15 protein-coding genes are annotated in these 12958 nt (G+C 65.0%); 11 read left to right on the forward strand and 4 right to left on the reverse strand.

What is annotated here, in order from left to right:
* Nucleotides 1-9: 9 nt before the first annotated feature.
* The 8 genes from napA (at nucleotide 10) to XH85_RS40995 (ending at nucleotide 7271) form a co-directional block, all read left to right on the forward strand.
* Entirely contained in the window at nucleotides 10-2523 is a 2514-nt protein-coding gene (napA, locus tag XH85_RS40960) for a nitrate reductase catalytic subunit NapA (protein ID WP_128936441.1), read from the forward strand.
* A complete protein-coding gene (locus tag XH85_RS40965) occupies nucleotides 2520-2990 on the forward strand; it encodes a nitrate reductase cytochrome c-type subunit (RefSeq protein WP_164934742.1) in 471 nt (156 codons plus the stop codon). Before napA ends, XH85_RS40965 begins: the two co-directional genes overlap by 4 nt.
* Nucleotides 2987-3634, forward strand: coding sequence for a NapC/NirT family cytochrome c (locus XH85_RS40970; protein WP_128936443.1), 648 nt, complete (start codon nucleotides 2987-2989; stop codon nucleotides 3632-3634). The genes XH85_RS40965 and XH85_RS40970 overlap by 4 nt, the downstream gene beginning before the upstream one ends.
* 88 nt (nucleotides 3635-3722) lie before the next feature.
* Entirely contained in the window at nucleotides 3723-4838 is a 1116-nt protein-coding gene (locus XH85_RS40975; protein WP_164934741.1) for an ATP-dependent DNA helicase, read from the forward strand.
* A 512-nt stretch (nucleotides 4839-5350) separates the two neighbouring features.
* Nucleotides 5351-6055: a peptide-methionine (S)-S-oxide reductase MsrA gene (gene msrA, locus XH85_RS40980; RefSeq protein ID WP_128936445.1), complete on the forward strand. Its 705-nt coding sequence runs from the start codon at nucleotides 5351-5353 to the stop codon at nucleotides 6053-6055.
* Nucleotides 6056-6077: 22 nt separating this feature from the next.
* Complete coding sequence (gene msrB / locus XH85_RS40985) at nucleotides 6078-6497, forward strand: peptide-methionine (R)-S-oxide reductase MsrB (protein WP_128936446.1); 420 nt, start codon at nucleotides 6078-6080, stop codon at nucleotides 6495-6497.
* A gap of 107 nt (nucleotides 6498-6604) precedes the next feature.
* On the forward strand, nucleotides 6605-6769 hold the full coding sequence (locus XH85_RS40990; protein WP_091888324.1) for a DUF3309 family protein: 165 nt from the start codon (nucleotides 6605-6607) through the stop codon (nucleotides 6767-6769).
* Nucleotides 6770-6983: 214 nt separating this feature from the next.
* Nucleotides 6984-7271 carry a hypothetical protein gene (locus XH85_RS40995; protein ID WP_091888322.1) on the forward strand — a complete coding sequence of 96 codons (288 nt, stop codon included), beginning with the start codon at nucleotides 6984-6986 and terminating at the stop codon, nucleotides 7269-7271.
* Nucleotides 7272-7503: 232 nt separating this feature from the next.
* Here XH85_RS40995 and XH85_RS41000 read toward each other — a convergent pair whose 3' ends face one another.
* Together XH85_RS41000 and XH85_RS41005 are read right to left on the reverse strand one after the other, a co-directional pair.
* The gene (locus XH85_RS41000; RefSeq protein WP_091888320.1) at nucleotides 7504-8046 is read right to left on the reverse strand and encodes a DUF4112 domain-containing protein; all 543 of its coding nucleotides are present in this window, start codon (nucleotides 8044-8046) and stop codon (nucleotides 7504-7506) included.
* A gap of 61 nt (nucleotides 8047-8107) precedes the next feature.
* Nucleotides 8108-8533: a DUF5413 family protein gene (locus XH85_RS41005; protein WP_091888318.1), complete on the reverse strand. Its 426-nt coding sequence runs from the start codon at nucleotides 8531-8533 to the stop codon at nucleotides 8108-8110.
* A gap of 145 nt (nucleotides 8534-8678) precedes the next feature.
* Here XH85_RS41005 and XH85_RS41010 point away from each other — a divergent pair, with 145 nt between their 5' ends.
* The 3 genes from XH85_RS41010 to XH85_RS41020 all read left to right on the forward strand — a co-directional run bounded on the left by XH85_RS41010 (nucleotide 8679) and on the right by XH85_RS41020 (nucleotide 9710).
* On the forward strand, nucleotides 8679-8927 hold the full coding sequence (locus XH85_RS41010; protein ID WP_128936447.1) for a hypothetical protein: 249 nt from the start codon (nucleotides 8679-8681) through the stop codon (nucleotides 8925-8927).
* 31 nt (nucleotides 8928-8958) lie between these two features.
* A complete protein-coding gene (locus XH85_RS41015; protein ID WP_128936448.1) occupies nucleotides 8959-9186 on the forward strand; it encodes a hypothetical protein in 228 nt (75 codons plus the stop codon).
* 248 nt (nucleotides 9187-9434) lie between these two features.
* Nucleotides 9435-9710, forward strand: coding sequence for a hypothetical protein (locus XH85_RS41020; RefSeq protein ID WP_420837864.1), 276 nt, complete (start codon nucleotides 9435-9437; stop codon nucleotides 9708-9710).
* Nucleotides 9711-9916: 206 nt separating this feature from the next.
* Here XH85_RS41020 and XH85_RS41025 read toward each other — a convergent pair whose 3' ends face one another.
* Both XH85_RS41025 and XH85_RS41030 read right to left on the reverse strand, forming a co-directional pair.
* Nucleotides 9917-11512, reverse strand: coding sequence for a hypothetical protein (locus tag XH85_RS41025; protein WP_128936450.1), 1596 nt, complete (start codon nucleotides 11510-11512; stop codon nucleotides 9917-9919).
* Nucleotides 11513-11549: 37 nt separating this feature from the next.
* On the reverse strand, nucleotides 11550-12842 hold the full coding sequence (locus tag XH85_RS41030; protein ID WP_091888310.1) for an adenylosuccinate synthase: 1293 nt from the start codon (nucleotides 12840-12842) through the stop codon (nucleotides 11550-11552).
* Nucleotides 12843-12958: the final 116 nt, after the last annotated feature.

Raw genomic sequence — 12958 nt, forward strand, 5'->3', positions numbered from 1 at the left:
AGAGCCATCATGACATCGCCCAAGCTCGACCGCCGCCAGATGCTGAAATTGGAGGCGGCCGCCATCGCCGCTGCTGCCGCCGGGCTGCCGGCCCCGGCGCTCGCCGCCAATCTCGTCACCGAGCGCACCAACAGCGAAATGAAGTGGGACAAGGCCGCCTGCCGCTTCTGCGGCACCGGCTGCTCGGTGATGGTCGCGACCAAGGACAATCGCATTGTCGCCACCCATGGCGACATCAAGGCCGAGGTCAATCGCGGCCTCAATTGCGTCAAGGGCTACTTCCTCTCCAAGATCATGTACGGCCATGACCGCCTGACGCAACCGATGCTGCGCAAGACGGCTGGCAAATATGACAAGAACGGCGAGTTCACGCCTGTTACCTGGACCGAAGCCTTCGACATCATGGAGCTGAAGTGGAAGGAGGCGATTAGGAAGCGCGGGCCGAACGGCGTCGCCATGTTCGGCTCCGGCCAGTGGACGATCTGGGAAGGCTATGCCGCCTCGAAACTGTTCAAGGCCGGCTTCCGCACCAACAACATCGATCCCAATGCGCGTCACTGCATGGCCTCCGCGGTTGCCGGCATGATGCGCACCTTCGGCATCGACGAGCCGCCCGGCTGCTATGACGACATCGAGGCGACCGACGCCTTCGTGCTGTGGGGCTCCAACATGGCGGAGATGCATCCGATCCTGTGGACGCGTCTGGCCGACCGCCGTCTCTCCGCGCCGCATGTCCGCGTCGCCGTGCTCTCGACCTTCGAGCACCGCTCGTTCGACCTCGCCGATATCGGAATGGTGTTCAAACCGCAGACCGACCTCTACATCCTCAACGCCATCGCCAACCACATCATCAAGACCGGCCGCGTCAACAAGGATTTTGTTGCCGCACATACGGTATTCAAGCGCGGCCAGACCGACATCGGTTATGGATTGCGGCCCGAGCATCCGTTGCAGAAGAAGGCGACCGGCGCGGCGAAACCCAACGATGCCACCGACATGAGCTATGACGAGTTCGTCAAGTTCGTCTCGGAATATACGCTGGAGAAGGCGGCGCAGATGTCCGGCGTACCGCTGAACCGCCTCGAGGCGCTCGCCGAGCTCTACGCCGATCCAAAAACAAAAGTGGTCTCGTTCTGGACCATGGGCTTCAACCAGCACACCCGCGGCGTCTGGTGCAACAACCTCGTCTACAACATCCATCTTCTGACCGGAAAGATCTCCGCGCCCGGCAACAGCCCGTTCTCGCTGACCGGTCAGCCGTCGGCCTGCGGCACCGCGCGCGAGGTCGGCACCTTCTCGCACCGCCTGCCGGCCGACATGGTCGTGACCAACAAGGCGCACCGCGATCACGCCGAGCACATCTGGCAGCTGCCCGAAGGCACCATCCCCGACAAGAACGGCGCGCACGCCGTGCTGCAAAGCCGGATGCTGAAGGACGGCCTGATCAACGCCTATTGGGTGCAGGTCAACAACAACCTGCAAGCCGGGCCCAACGCCAACGAGGAGACCTATCCCGGCTTCCGCAACCCCGACAATTTCATCGTGGTCTCGGACGCCTATCCGTCGGTGACCGCACTTGCCGCCGATTTGATCCTGCCGACCGCGATGTGGGTGGAGAAGGAAGGCGCCTATGGCAATGCCGAGCGGCGCACGCAGTTCTGGCATCAGCTCGTCTCCGCGCCCGGCGAGGCGAAATCCGATCTCTGGCAGCTGATGGAATTTTCAAAGCGCTTCAAGATCGAGGAGGTCTGGCCCGAGGAGTTGATTGCCAAGAAGCCGGACGTTCGCGGCAAGACGCTGTTCGACGTGCTCTACCGGAACGGTCAGGTCGACAAATTTCCGGTCTCCGACATCGAGCCCGGCTATCTCAACGACGAGTCCAAGGCGTTCGGCTTCTACGTCCACAAGGGCCTGTTCGAGGAGTACGCCACCTTCGGCCGTGGCCATGGCCACGACCTCGCGCCGTTCGAGGCCTATCACCGCGAGCGCGGGCTGCGCTGGCCCGTCGTCAACGGCCAGGAGACGAAGTGGCGCTTCCGCGAGGGCAGCGACCCCTACGTCAAGCAGGGCACGGACGTGCAGTTCTACGGCTATCCCGACGGCAAGGCGCGCATCTTCGCGCTGCCCTACGAGCCGCCGGCGGAATCGCCCGACAACGAATATCCGTTCTGGCTGTCCACCGGCCGCGTGCTGGAGCACTGGCATTCCGGCACCATGACGCGCCGTGTGCCCGAGCTCTACAAGGCGTTCCCCGAAGCCGTCTGCTTCATGCATCCGGACGACGCGCAGGAAGCCAAGCTCCGCCGCGGGGATGAAGTGAAGGTGGTCTCGCGCCGCGGCTTCATCCGCGCCCGGGTCGAGACGCGCGGCCGCGACCGGCCGCCGCGCGGCCTCGTGTTCGTGCCGTGGTTCGACGAATCCAAGCTGATCAACAAGGTGACGCTCGACGCCACCGATCCGATCTCGCTGCAAACCGACTTCAAGAAATGCGCCGTGCGCATCGAGCGGGTGAGCATGTCATGATGAAACGATCCGCAATCGTCCTGCTCGCCCTCGCGATCGCAGCTGGCGCGAGCTCCCTGACCGCGCAGACGGTGACATCGGGCCTGCGCGGCCCGACCCCGCTCAACGACGAGGGCCCGGCGCCGCCGATGCTGCCGAACCGCAATACTTCCGAGAAGGAGGTGCGCAACTATCCGGAGCAGCCGCCGGTGATCCCGCACACGATCGACGGCTACCAGATCGATCTCAACGGCAACAAGTGCCTGTCCTGCCACGCGCGGGCGCGTACCGCGGAATCGCAGGCGCCGATGGTCTCGATCACACACTTCATGGACCGTGACGGCCAGTTCCTGGGTTCGGTCTCACCGCGGCGCTTCTTCTGCACGGAATGCCACGTGCCGCAGAATACCGCCAATCCGCCCGTCAGCAACGATTTCACCGACATCGACACGCTGCTGTCGCGCACGAGCCCCGGTGGGCGCCGATGACCACGACAGCTGATGAATCCAAGCGCAAGGCCAGGCGCGGCTTTCTCACGCGCAGCTGGGATTTTGCACTCGAACTCTGGCAGGTGCTGATCCGGCCGAGCTCGGTGTTCGGGCTCGGCGTGCTGGTGCTGGCGGGCTTTGCGGCCGGCGTGATCTTCTGGGGCGGCTTCAACACCGCGCTGGAAATCACCAACACCGAGAAGTTCTGCACCGGCTGCCACGAGATGAAGGACAACGTTTTTGCCGAGCTGAAATCGACCATCCATTTCAGCAACCGCTCCGGTGTGCGTGCCACCTGCCCGGACTGCCACGTGCCGCACAACTGGACCGACAAGATCGCGCGCAAGATGCAGGCCTCCAAGGAGGTCTGGGGCAAGATCTTTGGCACGATCGACACAAGAGAGAAATTCCTCGACCACCGGCTCGAACTCGCGGCGCATGAATGGGCGCGTTTCAAGGCCAACGATTCCCTGGAATGCCGCAACTGCCACAGCGCCGATTCCATGGACATCACGAAACAGTCGCCGCGGGCCTCGGTGGCGCACCAGCGCTTCCTGTTCACCAAGGAAAAGACCTGCATCGACTGCCACAAGGGCATCGCCCATCAATTGCCCGACATGCGCGGCGTTCCCGGCTGGCAGTAGGGTGGTCGGCCCGGCTTGAACGGGCGCTGCGAATGGTTAGTTTTGGACGATGGCGAATCGGTCGATTTCGCCCTTCTTCAAGACAGACATGGCGACATTCACCCCGCATCAGGACGCCGCGCTCAAGGCCGTTGGCGATTGGCTCAAAGCAAAGCCCGGCCGGGGCGGCACGCCGCCGGTGTTCCGCCTGTTCGGCTTTGCCGGCACGGGCAAGACCACGCTGGCACGGCACATCGCCGAGGGCGTTGACGGCGAGGTGAAGTTCGCCGCCTTCACCGGCAAGGCCGCGCTGGTCATGCGCAACAAGGGTTGCGACGATGCCTCCACCATCCATTCGCTGATCTATCGCGCCCGCGAATCCGGTGAGGAGCAGCCAAGTTTTGAGCTGTGGGACGACGCGCCGGCCTCAAAAGCCAAGCTGATCGTGATCGACGAATGCTCCATGGTCGACGCCGAATTGGGCCGAGACCTGATGTCGTTCGACTGTCCGCTGCTGGTGTTAGGGGACCCCGCGCAGCTGCCACCGATCCAGGGCGGCGGCTTCTTCACCAATTCCGAGCCGGATGCGATGCTGACCGAGGTGCATCGCCAGGCCCAGGACGATCCGATCGTGCGGATGTCGATGGACGTGCGCGAGGGCCGCGAGCTCGACATCGGCCGTTACGGCGAGAGCGAGGTGGTCTCGCGCAAGGAGCTCGACCCCGATCGCGTCATGGGCGCCGACCAGGTCCTGGTCGGGCGCAACAACACGCGACGCGCCTACAACATGCGGGTGCGCCAGCGCCAGAACATCGAGGATCAATTCCCGGTCGCCGGCGACAAGCTGGTATGCCTGCGCAACAACCGCAAGAAGGGCCTGTTCAACGGCGGCCTGTGGCGCGTGAAGTCGCGCAACACCTCACGTTCCAAGTCGCGCATCCTCAGCATGCGGCTGTCGCCCGACGAAGATTTCGGCCACAAGGTGACGAAGGTCTCGGTGCGCGCCGATTGCTTCGAGGGCGGCATCGAGCAGATCGCCTGGGAGCAGCGCAAGCCCTATGACGAGTTCGACTACGGCTACGTGCTCACCGTGCACAAGTCGCAGGGCTCGCAATGGGACGACGTCGTGCTGTTCGACGAAAGCTTTGCGTTTCAGGACTCGAGGGCGCGGTGGCTGTACACGGGCATCACGCGGGCGGCGAAGCGGCTGAGCATCGTGGTCTAAGGCTGCGCTCCCGTAGGGTGGGCAAAGGCGCATAGCGCCGTGCCCACCATTTTTCTGAGAACGCATCAAGAATCGTGGGCACGCTTCCGCCTTCGCTCTTCGAGCTACGGCGGACAAGTCGCTTTGCCCACCCTACGCACATCGTGAATGTGGCGCCGGTGTCGTGTCACACGTCACTTCCCCGCAACAAGATAAAAGTCCTCGCGCCCCGGCGGCGAGCCGTAGGTGAACGGCTGCTGCTCGTGGCTGGAAATGACGCGCAGCATGTTGTCAGGTCCGCTCCAGCCACCATTTTTCTAGGTCGATCATCGATCGTGCGGGTTCATCTAGCGCGGAGTTCCGCATCCCGCCAAGTCGCGCGGTCCGAAGCCACTTCTCACGGACTCGTGTCCGTCCCGGCGTAACGATCGCCCCCCGTGCCCGTATCTCGGATGATTGAAAACACCGCCGCGCAGGCTGTTCGCCCGACGCCGGCCGCCCTAAACTGTCAGACCTTCGGAAAGAGGATCGCCATGCGCCGACCTGCCGTCCTGTCCCTGCTCGCCGCAACCGCCGCCCTGACGCTGGCCTTTGCCATGCCGTCCCGGGCCGCGGAGGATGCGGTCGTGATCCCCGCCCCCGCCATGGATGCAGCGCCCGCGAGCGGAATCCAGACCGCCGTCGTCGCCGGCGGCTGCTTCTGGGGCGTTCAGGGCGTCTTCCAGCACACCGCGGGCGTCGTCAATGCCGTCTCCGGCTATGCCGGCGGCACCAAGGCGACCGCCGACTACCAGACTGTCTCGAGCGGCCGCACCGGCCACGCCGAGTCGGTCGAGATCAAGTACGACCCGAAGAAGATCTCCTACGGAAAGATCCTCCAGATCTACTTCTCTGTGGTGCACGACCCGACCCAGCTCAACCGCCAGGGCCCTGACGTGGGCTCGCAATATCGCTCGGCGATCTTCACCACCTCCGACGAGCAGAAGAAGGTGGCGGAGGCCTATATCGCCCAGCTCAACGCGGCCCGCGTCTTCAACAAGCCGATCGTGACCAAGGTCGGTGCGCTGGAGGCATTCTATCCGGCGGAGGCCTATCATCAGGACTATCTGACGCTGCACCCGAACCAGCCCTACATCGCCTATAACGACCTCCCCAAGGTCGAGAACCTGAAAAAGCTGTTCGCGGATAATTACATTGAGAAGCCGACGCTGGTGAATGCCAGCAAGGCAACCAACTGATCGCGAGAGAAACGGGAGACCCATGCCCGACGCCAAGACGAAAATAACGGACGACAAAGTCATCAAGAGCGAAGAGCAGTGGCGGCGCGAACTGACGCCGATGCAGTACGCGGTGCTGCGCGAGAAGGCGACCGAGCGTCCCTTCTCCGGCGAATATGAGCACGACGAGCGCGCCGGCACTTACGTCTGCGCCGGCTGCGGCAACGTGCTGTTCGAGTCCGATGCCAAGTTCGATTCCGGCTGCGGCTGGCCAAGCTTCACCGAGCCCGCGGTCGAGAGCCATATCGACGAGGAGCGCGACACCAGCCACGGCATGATCCGCACCGAGGTGCTGTGCTCCAAGTGCAGCGGCCATCTCGGCCATGTCTTCCCCGACGGCCCCGGGCCGACCGGCCTGCGTTACTGCATCAACTCCGCCGCGCTGAAGCTCGAGCCGAAATAAGCTCGCGCGCGCCGGGTTCCAGCATGGAACCCGGCGGCTTAATGTGCTTTTCTCCTCTGGCGGTGCGGCCGATCAGCGCATTTTGGCGGCCGCCAGGGAGGGATGCCATGTCACTCGGGACCATCCTGATCATCCTGGTGATCATCTATCTCGTGGGCGGCCTGTCCGGCCGCTTCGGCGGTTATGGCTATGGCCTTGGCCATTCCGGCATGGGGATCGGCGGCGTTGTACTGGTGGTGCTGGTCGTGCTGTTGCTTCTTGGCAAATTGTAAACCATTCAACACATTGAAATTGCTTGATTTATTTCGCGCGCGGGGCTGCCATGCGCGGATTCACGTTCTCCCATCGCAGGGGTCGCATTTCTGTCAAAACGGCCTATATTAGGAGGCGAAAATGACATGTGCGGCGGGCCCGCTCGATTGCGGCCTCTGCCCTCCCCAACCCCACGCGCTTAAAGCCCCAGAGAAGATCACGAGGTCTTTGACCATGCGTCCACTGCGTCCGTTCAACTTCAACACCTCCGCCGAACTTTTCCCCGCCGCGATCCGCAAGAAGAAGCGCGCGGGCTTCACCTATCGCCGGTTCGGCACCGCGGCCGAAGCCGTGCAGTTCGCGATGGAGCAGTTGCCGACGGATTCGCTGAACGGCGCCTATCTCCAGGTCGAAGAAGCGCGCTTCGACCAGAACGGCATCCGCTCGCTCTATGAGAGCGAAGCCTTCCCGCTGCCCCGTCGCCGCAAGGCTGATGCCAGCACCGACGCCGACGCGGCGTAAGTTTTCGCAAGCCTCCGATGTGCGCAGAAGGCGCGATGGCCGAACGGCCGTCGCGCTTTTTGCATTGTTAGTTCTCCCTCTCCCGCTTGCGGGAGAGGCCGAGGGTATTTCCGCGATCGAGAACCCCCAAGAGGCGAAAACCCTCACCCGGCGCTACGCGCCGACCTCTCCCGCAAGCGGGAGAGGTGCAGCGAGCCTGACGCTCGAACGGCTTATCAAAATTCCTAGGGCTTCAGATCCGGGGCTGCTTCTCCAGCCAGCGGCGGAGCAGGCGCACGTTGCGCATGTTGGCGCGGAACATGACGTCGAAGGCGTCGCCCGCGAACGGCACCATGCCGACCACGCCGTCGACCGCGACATTGCCGAGCATGCGCGCCGTGATGTACCAGGGCGCGCCCAGCGCCCTCGCCTCGCGCACCAGCCACAACGAGATCGCGGTGGTGATGATGTCACCGACGACCGGGATCAGTCCGATCAGCCCGTCGATGCCGTAGCGGATATTGGTGCCGGGCAGGATGAAGGCGACGTCGAGCAGCTTTGCGATCGCCTCGAGCCGCGCGATTCGCTGCTCGCGCGTCAGATTGCCGAACGGATTGCCTTGGCCGAACTCGAAGCGAAACTCGCGAAACCCCTGCTCCAGCGTCTCGGGACGGATCTCGTGCCCCTCCTGGTCGATGATCGGCCCGCGCGCCTCCTTGCCTGAAAAGGTCGCCCGCGAGCCGCTTCCCGAACGGGATCGGCGCGGAGCAAGGATATCGTCGTCGGACATGGTCATGGCCTCCAAAGAACGCGCTGCCGCGGCAGAGGTTGCGGCGCCGCGCCCGATGGTCGCGCGCTCAGGTCGGCGCCGCCACGGCTTGCGGCTCCTCGACATATCTATGCACGAGCCAGGACGAAATCACCGCGGGCACGAACCCGACGAGGCCGTACAGGATGAACTGCACCGCGCCCGAATCCGGCCCGCGCGAGCTGTAGATCAGCGAGGCCAGGACGAAGGCGAGCAGGCCGACCAGCAGCATCCGCAAGCCCGGGCCGATCCGCCTGATGTGGACCAGGATGTCGTCGACCGCGCCAAGCATCACCGAGGGCAGGATGCCGAACAGATAGCTGTATTGCAGGGACTTGAAGAACACAGCGAACAGCTTGCCAACCTCGCCGAGGCTGGTCTGTGCCCAATAGCCGGACTGATAGGTCGTCGTCAGCAGCAGCAGGAACCCGCCGACGAACGGGCCGACCAGCGCAAACACCAGATAGCGTTTCATCGAGCATCCCCTCAACTTCGCCAGCCTTATAGCAGCGCCACGGGAACCTTGAATAGCGGGGCGCAAGCCTCCTCGAGGGGAACAAGTGGCAGGGCGATGAGTTCATGCAGGACCTGAATTTAACCCTGGCAGATTGGAGCCGCCGATGGCCCGTCAACTCGTTCTGGCGACAATCGCGCTGGCAGCCCTGACCGGTCTGTCGAACGCACCTGCTCTTGCCCAAGGCCAAGGCCACATGGGCACGCCGCAGGAGCAGAAGGCCTGCTCGCGGGATGCATCGCGCCTGTGCCGCAAGGACCTCGGCAATGACAGCGCGGTTCAGAGCTGCCTGCAGGCCAACCGGGACAAGCTGTCGAAGTCTTGCAGCAAGGTGTTTCAGAGCCACGGCATGTGAGGACCGGAACCCGCGAACGGAGTGTGAAGCCATGCTGCGCGACGAACAACTCTCGATCCTGCGGGACATCAGCCAGTCGGTTGCCTTCGCCGACGACCGCCACGGCAAGATCGGCGAACTGATCGCCGATGGCTATGTGATGAAGGACGGCGATCTGTTCGAGCTCACGCCCAAGGGTGTCACCGCCGTCGAGGAACACGCCGCTCTCGGTGCGAGCGATGCAGAACAAGCGAGCGCATCCTCCGATCGGCCGATCTGATCGCGCGCGACGTGACTCGCGCGCAACAATTGCGAATTCCTTTGCGCTGACCATTGCAGCCGCGTGACAATGGCGCATACTTCGCTTCGGGCGGCGCAGCACTTTTCGATTCGAACATCAGGAAATCGAGCGACCACATGCGGGATTGAGTTCCCGACGTGAAGGCTGTGACATGCGGCAGATCAAGCCGCGTGCGGCGCCCCAAAACCAAGTGGCTCAAGCCCACGGAACTCGGGGACCCATTCCGCATGACACGCTATCAGACGATCGCAACTCTCTTCGCCGTCGCCACCACTGCCGTCGCATTCCAGTCATCACCTGGTCTCGCCTTCTCGTCCGAAGCGCAGCAGATGTGCTCGGGCGATGCGATGCGGCTGTGCTCCAGTGAAATTCCTGATATCCCCAGGATCACCGCCTGCATGGTGCGGAAGAAGGCGCATGTCAGCCCCGGCTGCCGCGCCGTCATGGACCGCGAGCACGCAGCCGCCGCAGCATCGCGCAAGCGGGAAGCGGCGGCGCAGTAACGATCATTTCGTCCATCCAGGATGTCATCCCGGGGCGACGCGACGGGACCGCGCAAAGCGCGGCCCGGAAACGTCGAACCCGGAATCCATTTCTCGACGTCACCCGCCGCGCGATGGATTCCGGGTTCGCGCTTCCGCCTTCGCTCTTCGAGCTTCGGCGGACAAGCTGCGCGCCCCGGAATGACGAAGGTGATGTCCGCCCGGCCCTAATCGCCCCATTGCGCGAACGCGTCGTTGAAGGCGCGCTCGCCGGGGGCGCCCTTCTCGATCGCGATGATGGCGCGGCGCTGGTTGGCGTAGACCAGCGGCACGTCGAACCATGAGCGCTCTTTCAGGAGCTGGACGTTACGGGAGCGGTCGGCGTCGACATTGGACAGGCCGACCAGGAAGAAGCCGTCGGTGACCTTGACCGCGAGGCCGGCGAGCGGCGTACCGCGCGCCTGCTCGTTCGACTTCATCAGGATGCCCGGCACGTTGGAGACGCTGCCGCCCGGAAAATCCTGCGGCAGGATGAAGGTCAGTTCCGCGGTATGGCTCGCCGGCAACGAGGAGTCGGTGTTGCGGCGGAACGACATCGTCATCTTGAACTTGCGGTCGGGGATCTCGATGTCGGCGCGCACGGCGAGGTCGGCCTTCTGGTTGCCGGACGCCTTGATCGGCTCCAGCCGCCACACCACCGAGCCGACATATTGCTTGCCCTTCGGATCGGACGGATCCTCGTCATAGAGCACGACCTTCTGCGCCACGGGCGCAACCGGCTGGTCGCTCGCCGAAGGCTGGCCGACGCGATCCGGGATCTTCGGCTTGCTCTGCGGCTGGGCCGGACTCGGCGCCTCAACCACCTGGGTCGCGGACGGCTTGAGAAAGCCGTTGACGATCTGGACCAGCTGCTTGCCCCAGAGGATGCCGGCACCGACCAGGATCAGCACGATGCCGACGGCGATCGCGCTCTTGAACGGGAAGGCGGAGCCGGTGCGGACGCGCTTCTTGGCGTCGCGCTCGCGCGGACGCGGCGACTGCGGCGTGTAGCGCTCGGCCTCCTCGATCGACTCGTCGTAGGAATAGGGCGCCTCCTCCTCGCCGGTGCGGTTTTCCAGGCTCGGCTCCAGCCGGTCGAACTCCGGTGAGGGCGAGGGCACGTTGGCGTAGGTGCGGCGCGCGGCACGGCTGGCCTGCGCGGCAGCACCGCCGAGATCGTTGGCATCGGCCGTGATGTCGCGGAAGCCGCGCACGCCCGGTGCGGGTGGCAGCGGTGGCGGCGGGCCCATGTCCGGCGGACGGCGCGCACCCGCGCGATCGCGTCCGGCCGGTGGAGGCGCGGGCGGCTCCGGCGGCGGCGCGGACGGGCCGGGCTGGCGCGGGGCGTCGAAACGCGGCGCGCGCGGCGGCCGCGGCGCCTCGCCCTGGTCATCGACGTTGAAGGACGGGCGGTCGGCACGCGGCGGGGTCGGGGCCGGACGCGTGCGCGGTGCGGCCGGCTGAGGTGCGGGAGCGTTGCCTTCGGCGGCGCGGGCGCTGGCCCGGCGGAAGGCATCGCCGCTGCCGCTGCTGCGCGTGCCCCCACCGGGGCGCGAGGCCTCGCGGGCGCGCTGGGCGGCCTCCGATTCGACCTTGCGGACGGCCTCTTCCAGCGACAGCCGTTCGCGGGTGATCTCGGATTCGGAGAGCGGCGGCTGCACGCTGCGCAGCTGCGCGATCAGCGCCGTGCGCGCCCGCTCATAGAGCGCGCGACGGCTTTCGCCGGGAGCGTTGGGGTCCAGGGCGGCAATAGCGCGGGCGATCAGCGGATAGTAATCAGCCATTTCAACTCAACTATACGCGCGTCCCGGTAAGATATCGTTAAGCCTCAAACGGATTTTGCACCAGGATAGTATCCTCGCGTTCGGGGCTGGTGGAAAGCAGTGCGACCGGGCAGCCGACCAATTCCTCGATCCGGCGGACATATTTGATGGCCTGAGCCGGCAGGTCGGCCCAGGATCGCGCGCTGGCGGTCGGCTCCTTCCAGCCCTCGATGGTCTCGTAGATCGGCTCGACCCGGCTTTGCGCGCCCTCGCCGGCCGGGAAATGGTCGATCTCCTTGCCGTCGAGCTTGTAGCCGGTGCAGACCTCGATCGTGTCGAAGCCGTCGAGGATGTCCAGCTTGGTCAGCGCCAGGCCGTTGATGCCGCAGGTCCGGACCGCCTGGCGGACCAGCACGGCGTCGAACCAGCCGCAACGGCGGGGCCGCCCGGTATTGGTGCCGAACTCGCGGCCGCGCTCGCCGATCTTGCGGCCGGTCTCGTTGTCCTGCTCGGTCGGGAACGGGCCCTGGCCGACGCGGGTCGTGTACGCCTTGCACAGGCCAAGCACGTAGCCGACCGCGCCCGGCCCGAGGCCGGCGCCGGTCGCGGCCTGCGCCGCCACCGTGTTGGACGAGGTGACGTAAGGATAAGTGCCGTGATCGACGTCGAGCAGCGCGCCTTGCGCGCCCTCGAACAGCATGCGTTTGCCGGCGCGCCGCTCGATGTCGAGCAGCCGCCACACCGTCTCGGCGTAGGGCAGCAGCTGCGGCGCCATCGCCATCAGCTCTTTCAGGATCACCGCGCTGTCGAATTCCGGCAGGTTGAGGCCGCGGCGCAGTGCGTTGTGATGCGCCAGCAGGCGGTCGATCTTGTGCGGCAGCGTCTGATGATCGGCGAGATCCATCAGGCGGATGGCGCGGCGGCCGACCTTGTCTTCATAGGCCGGGCCAATGCCGCGGCGGGTGGTGCCGATCGCGGTCGCGGCGCTGGCGGATTCGCGGTGCGCATCGAGCTCGCGGTGCAGCGGCAGGATCAGCGTGACGTTTTCGGCGATGCGCAGATTGTCTGGGCTGACTTCGACCCCCTGCGCCCTGAGCTTGGCGACCTCGTCTAGGAAGGCGGCGGGATCGAACACCACGCCATTGCCGATCACCGACAGCTTGCCTTCGCGCAGCACGCCGGAGGGCAGCAGCGCGAGCTTGTAGGTCTTGCCGTTGATCACCAGCGTGTGGCCGGCGTTATGGCCGCCCTGGAAGCGGACGACGATGTCCGCCTGCTCCGACAACCAGTCGACGATCTTGCCCTTCCCTTCGTCGCCCCACTGGGCGCCGACGACGACAACGTTGGCCATTCGCGGGTAATCCCTGTTCAATCTGTCTCTAGGAGGCATGATCCTCGCGGAAAACCGGTGCCCACTCTTCCGGGATCATGCCTGCGCCCAGCCCAATCGGCGGCCGGAGCCGCCCG

Source organism: Bradyrhizobium zhanjiangense (assembly GCF_004114935.1).
GTDB classification, from domain to species: domain Bacteria; phylum Pseudomonadota; class Alphaproteobacteria; order Rhizobiales; family Xanthobacteraceae; genus Bradyrhizobium; species Bradyrhizobium zhanjiangense.

Coding starts and splice junctions, on each gene's coding strand:
- napA (WP_128936441.1), top strand. CDS start 10: ATGACATCGCCCAAGCTCGACCGCCGCCAGATGCTGAAATTGGAGGCG.
- XH85_RS40965 (WP_164934742.1), top strand. CDS start 2,520: ATGATGAAACGATCCGCAATCGTCCTGCTCGCCCTCGCGATCGCAGCT.
- XH85_RS40970 (WP_128936443.1), top strand. CDS start 2,987: ATGACCACGACAGCTGATGAATCCAAGCGCAAGGCCAGGCGCGGCTTT.
- XH85_RS40975 (WP_164934741.1), top strand. CDS start 3,723: ATGGCGACATTCACCCCGCATCAGGACGCCGCGCTCAAGGCCGTTGGC.
- msrA (WP_128936445.1), top strand. CDS start 5,351: ATGCGCCGACCTGCCGTCCTGTCCCTGCTCGCCGCAACCGCCGCCCTG.
- msrB (WP_128936446.1), top strand. CDS start 6,078: ATGCCCGACGCCAAGACGAAAATAACGGACGACAAAGTCATCAAGAGC.
- XH85_RS40990 (WP_091888324.1), top strand. CDS start 6,605: ATGTCACTCGGGACCATCCTGATCATCCTGGTGATCATCTATCTCGTG.
- XH85_RS40995 (WP_091888322.1), top strand. CDS start 6,984: ATGCGTCCACTGCGTCCGTTCAACTTCAACACCTCCGCCGAACTTTTC.
- XH85_RS41000 (WP_091888320.1), bottom strand. CDS start 8,046: ATGACCATGTCCGACGACGATATCCTTGCTCCGCGCCGATCCCGTTCG.
- XH85_RS41005 (WP_091888318.1), bottom strand. CDS start 8,533: ATGAAACGCTATCTGGTGTTTGCGCTGGTCGGCCCGTTCGTCGGCGGG.
- XH85_RS41010 (WP_128936447.1), top strand. CDS start 8,679: ATGGCCCGTCAACTCGTTCTGGCGACAATCGCGCTGGCAGCCCTGACC.
- XH85_RS41015 (WP_128936448.1), top strand. CDS start 8,959: ATGCTGCGCGACGAACAACTCTCGATCCTGCGGGACATCAGCCAGTCG.
- XH85_RS41020 (WP_420837864.1), top strand. CDS start 9,435: ATGACACGCTATCAGACGATCGCAACTCTCTTCGCCGTCGCCACCACT.
- XH85_RS41025 (WP_128936450.1), bottom strand. CDS start 11,512: ATGGCTGATTACTATCCGCTGATCGCCCGCGCTATTGCCGCCCTGGAC.
- XH85_RS41030 (WP_091888310.1), bottom strand. CDS start 12,842: ATGGCCAACGTTGTCGTCGTCGGCGCCCAGTGGGGCGACGAAGGGAAG.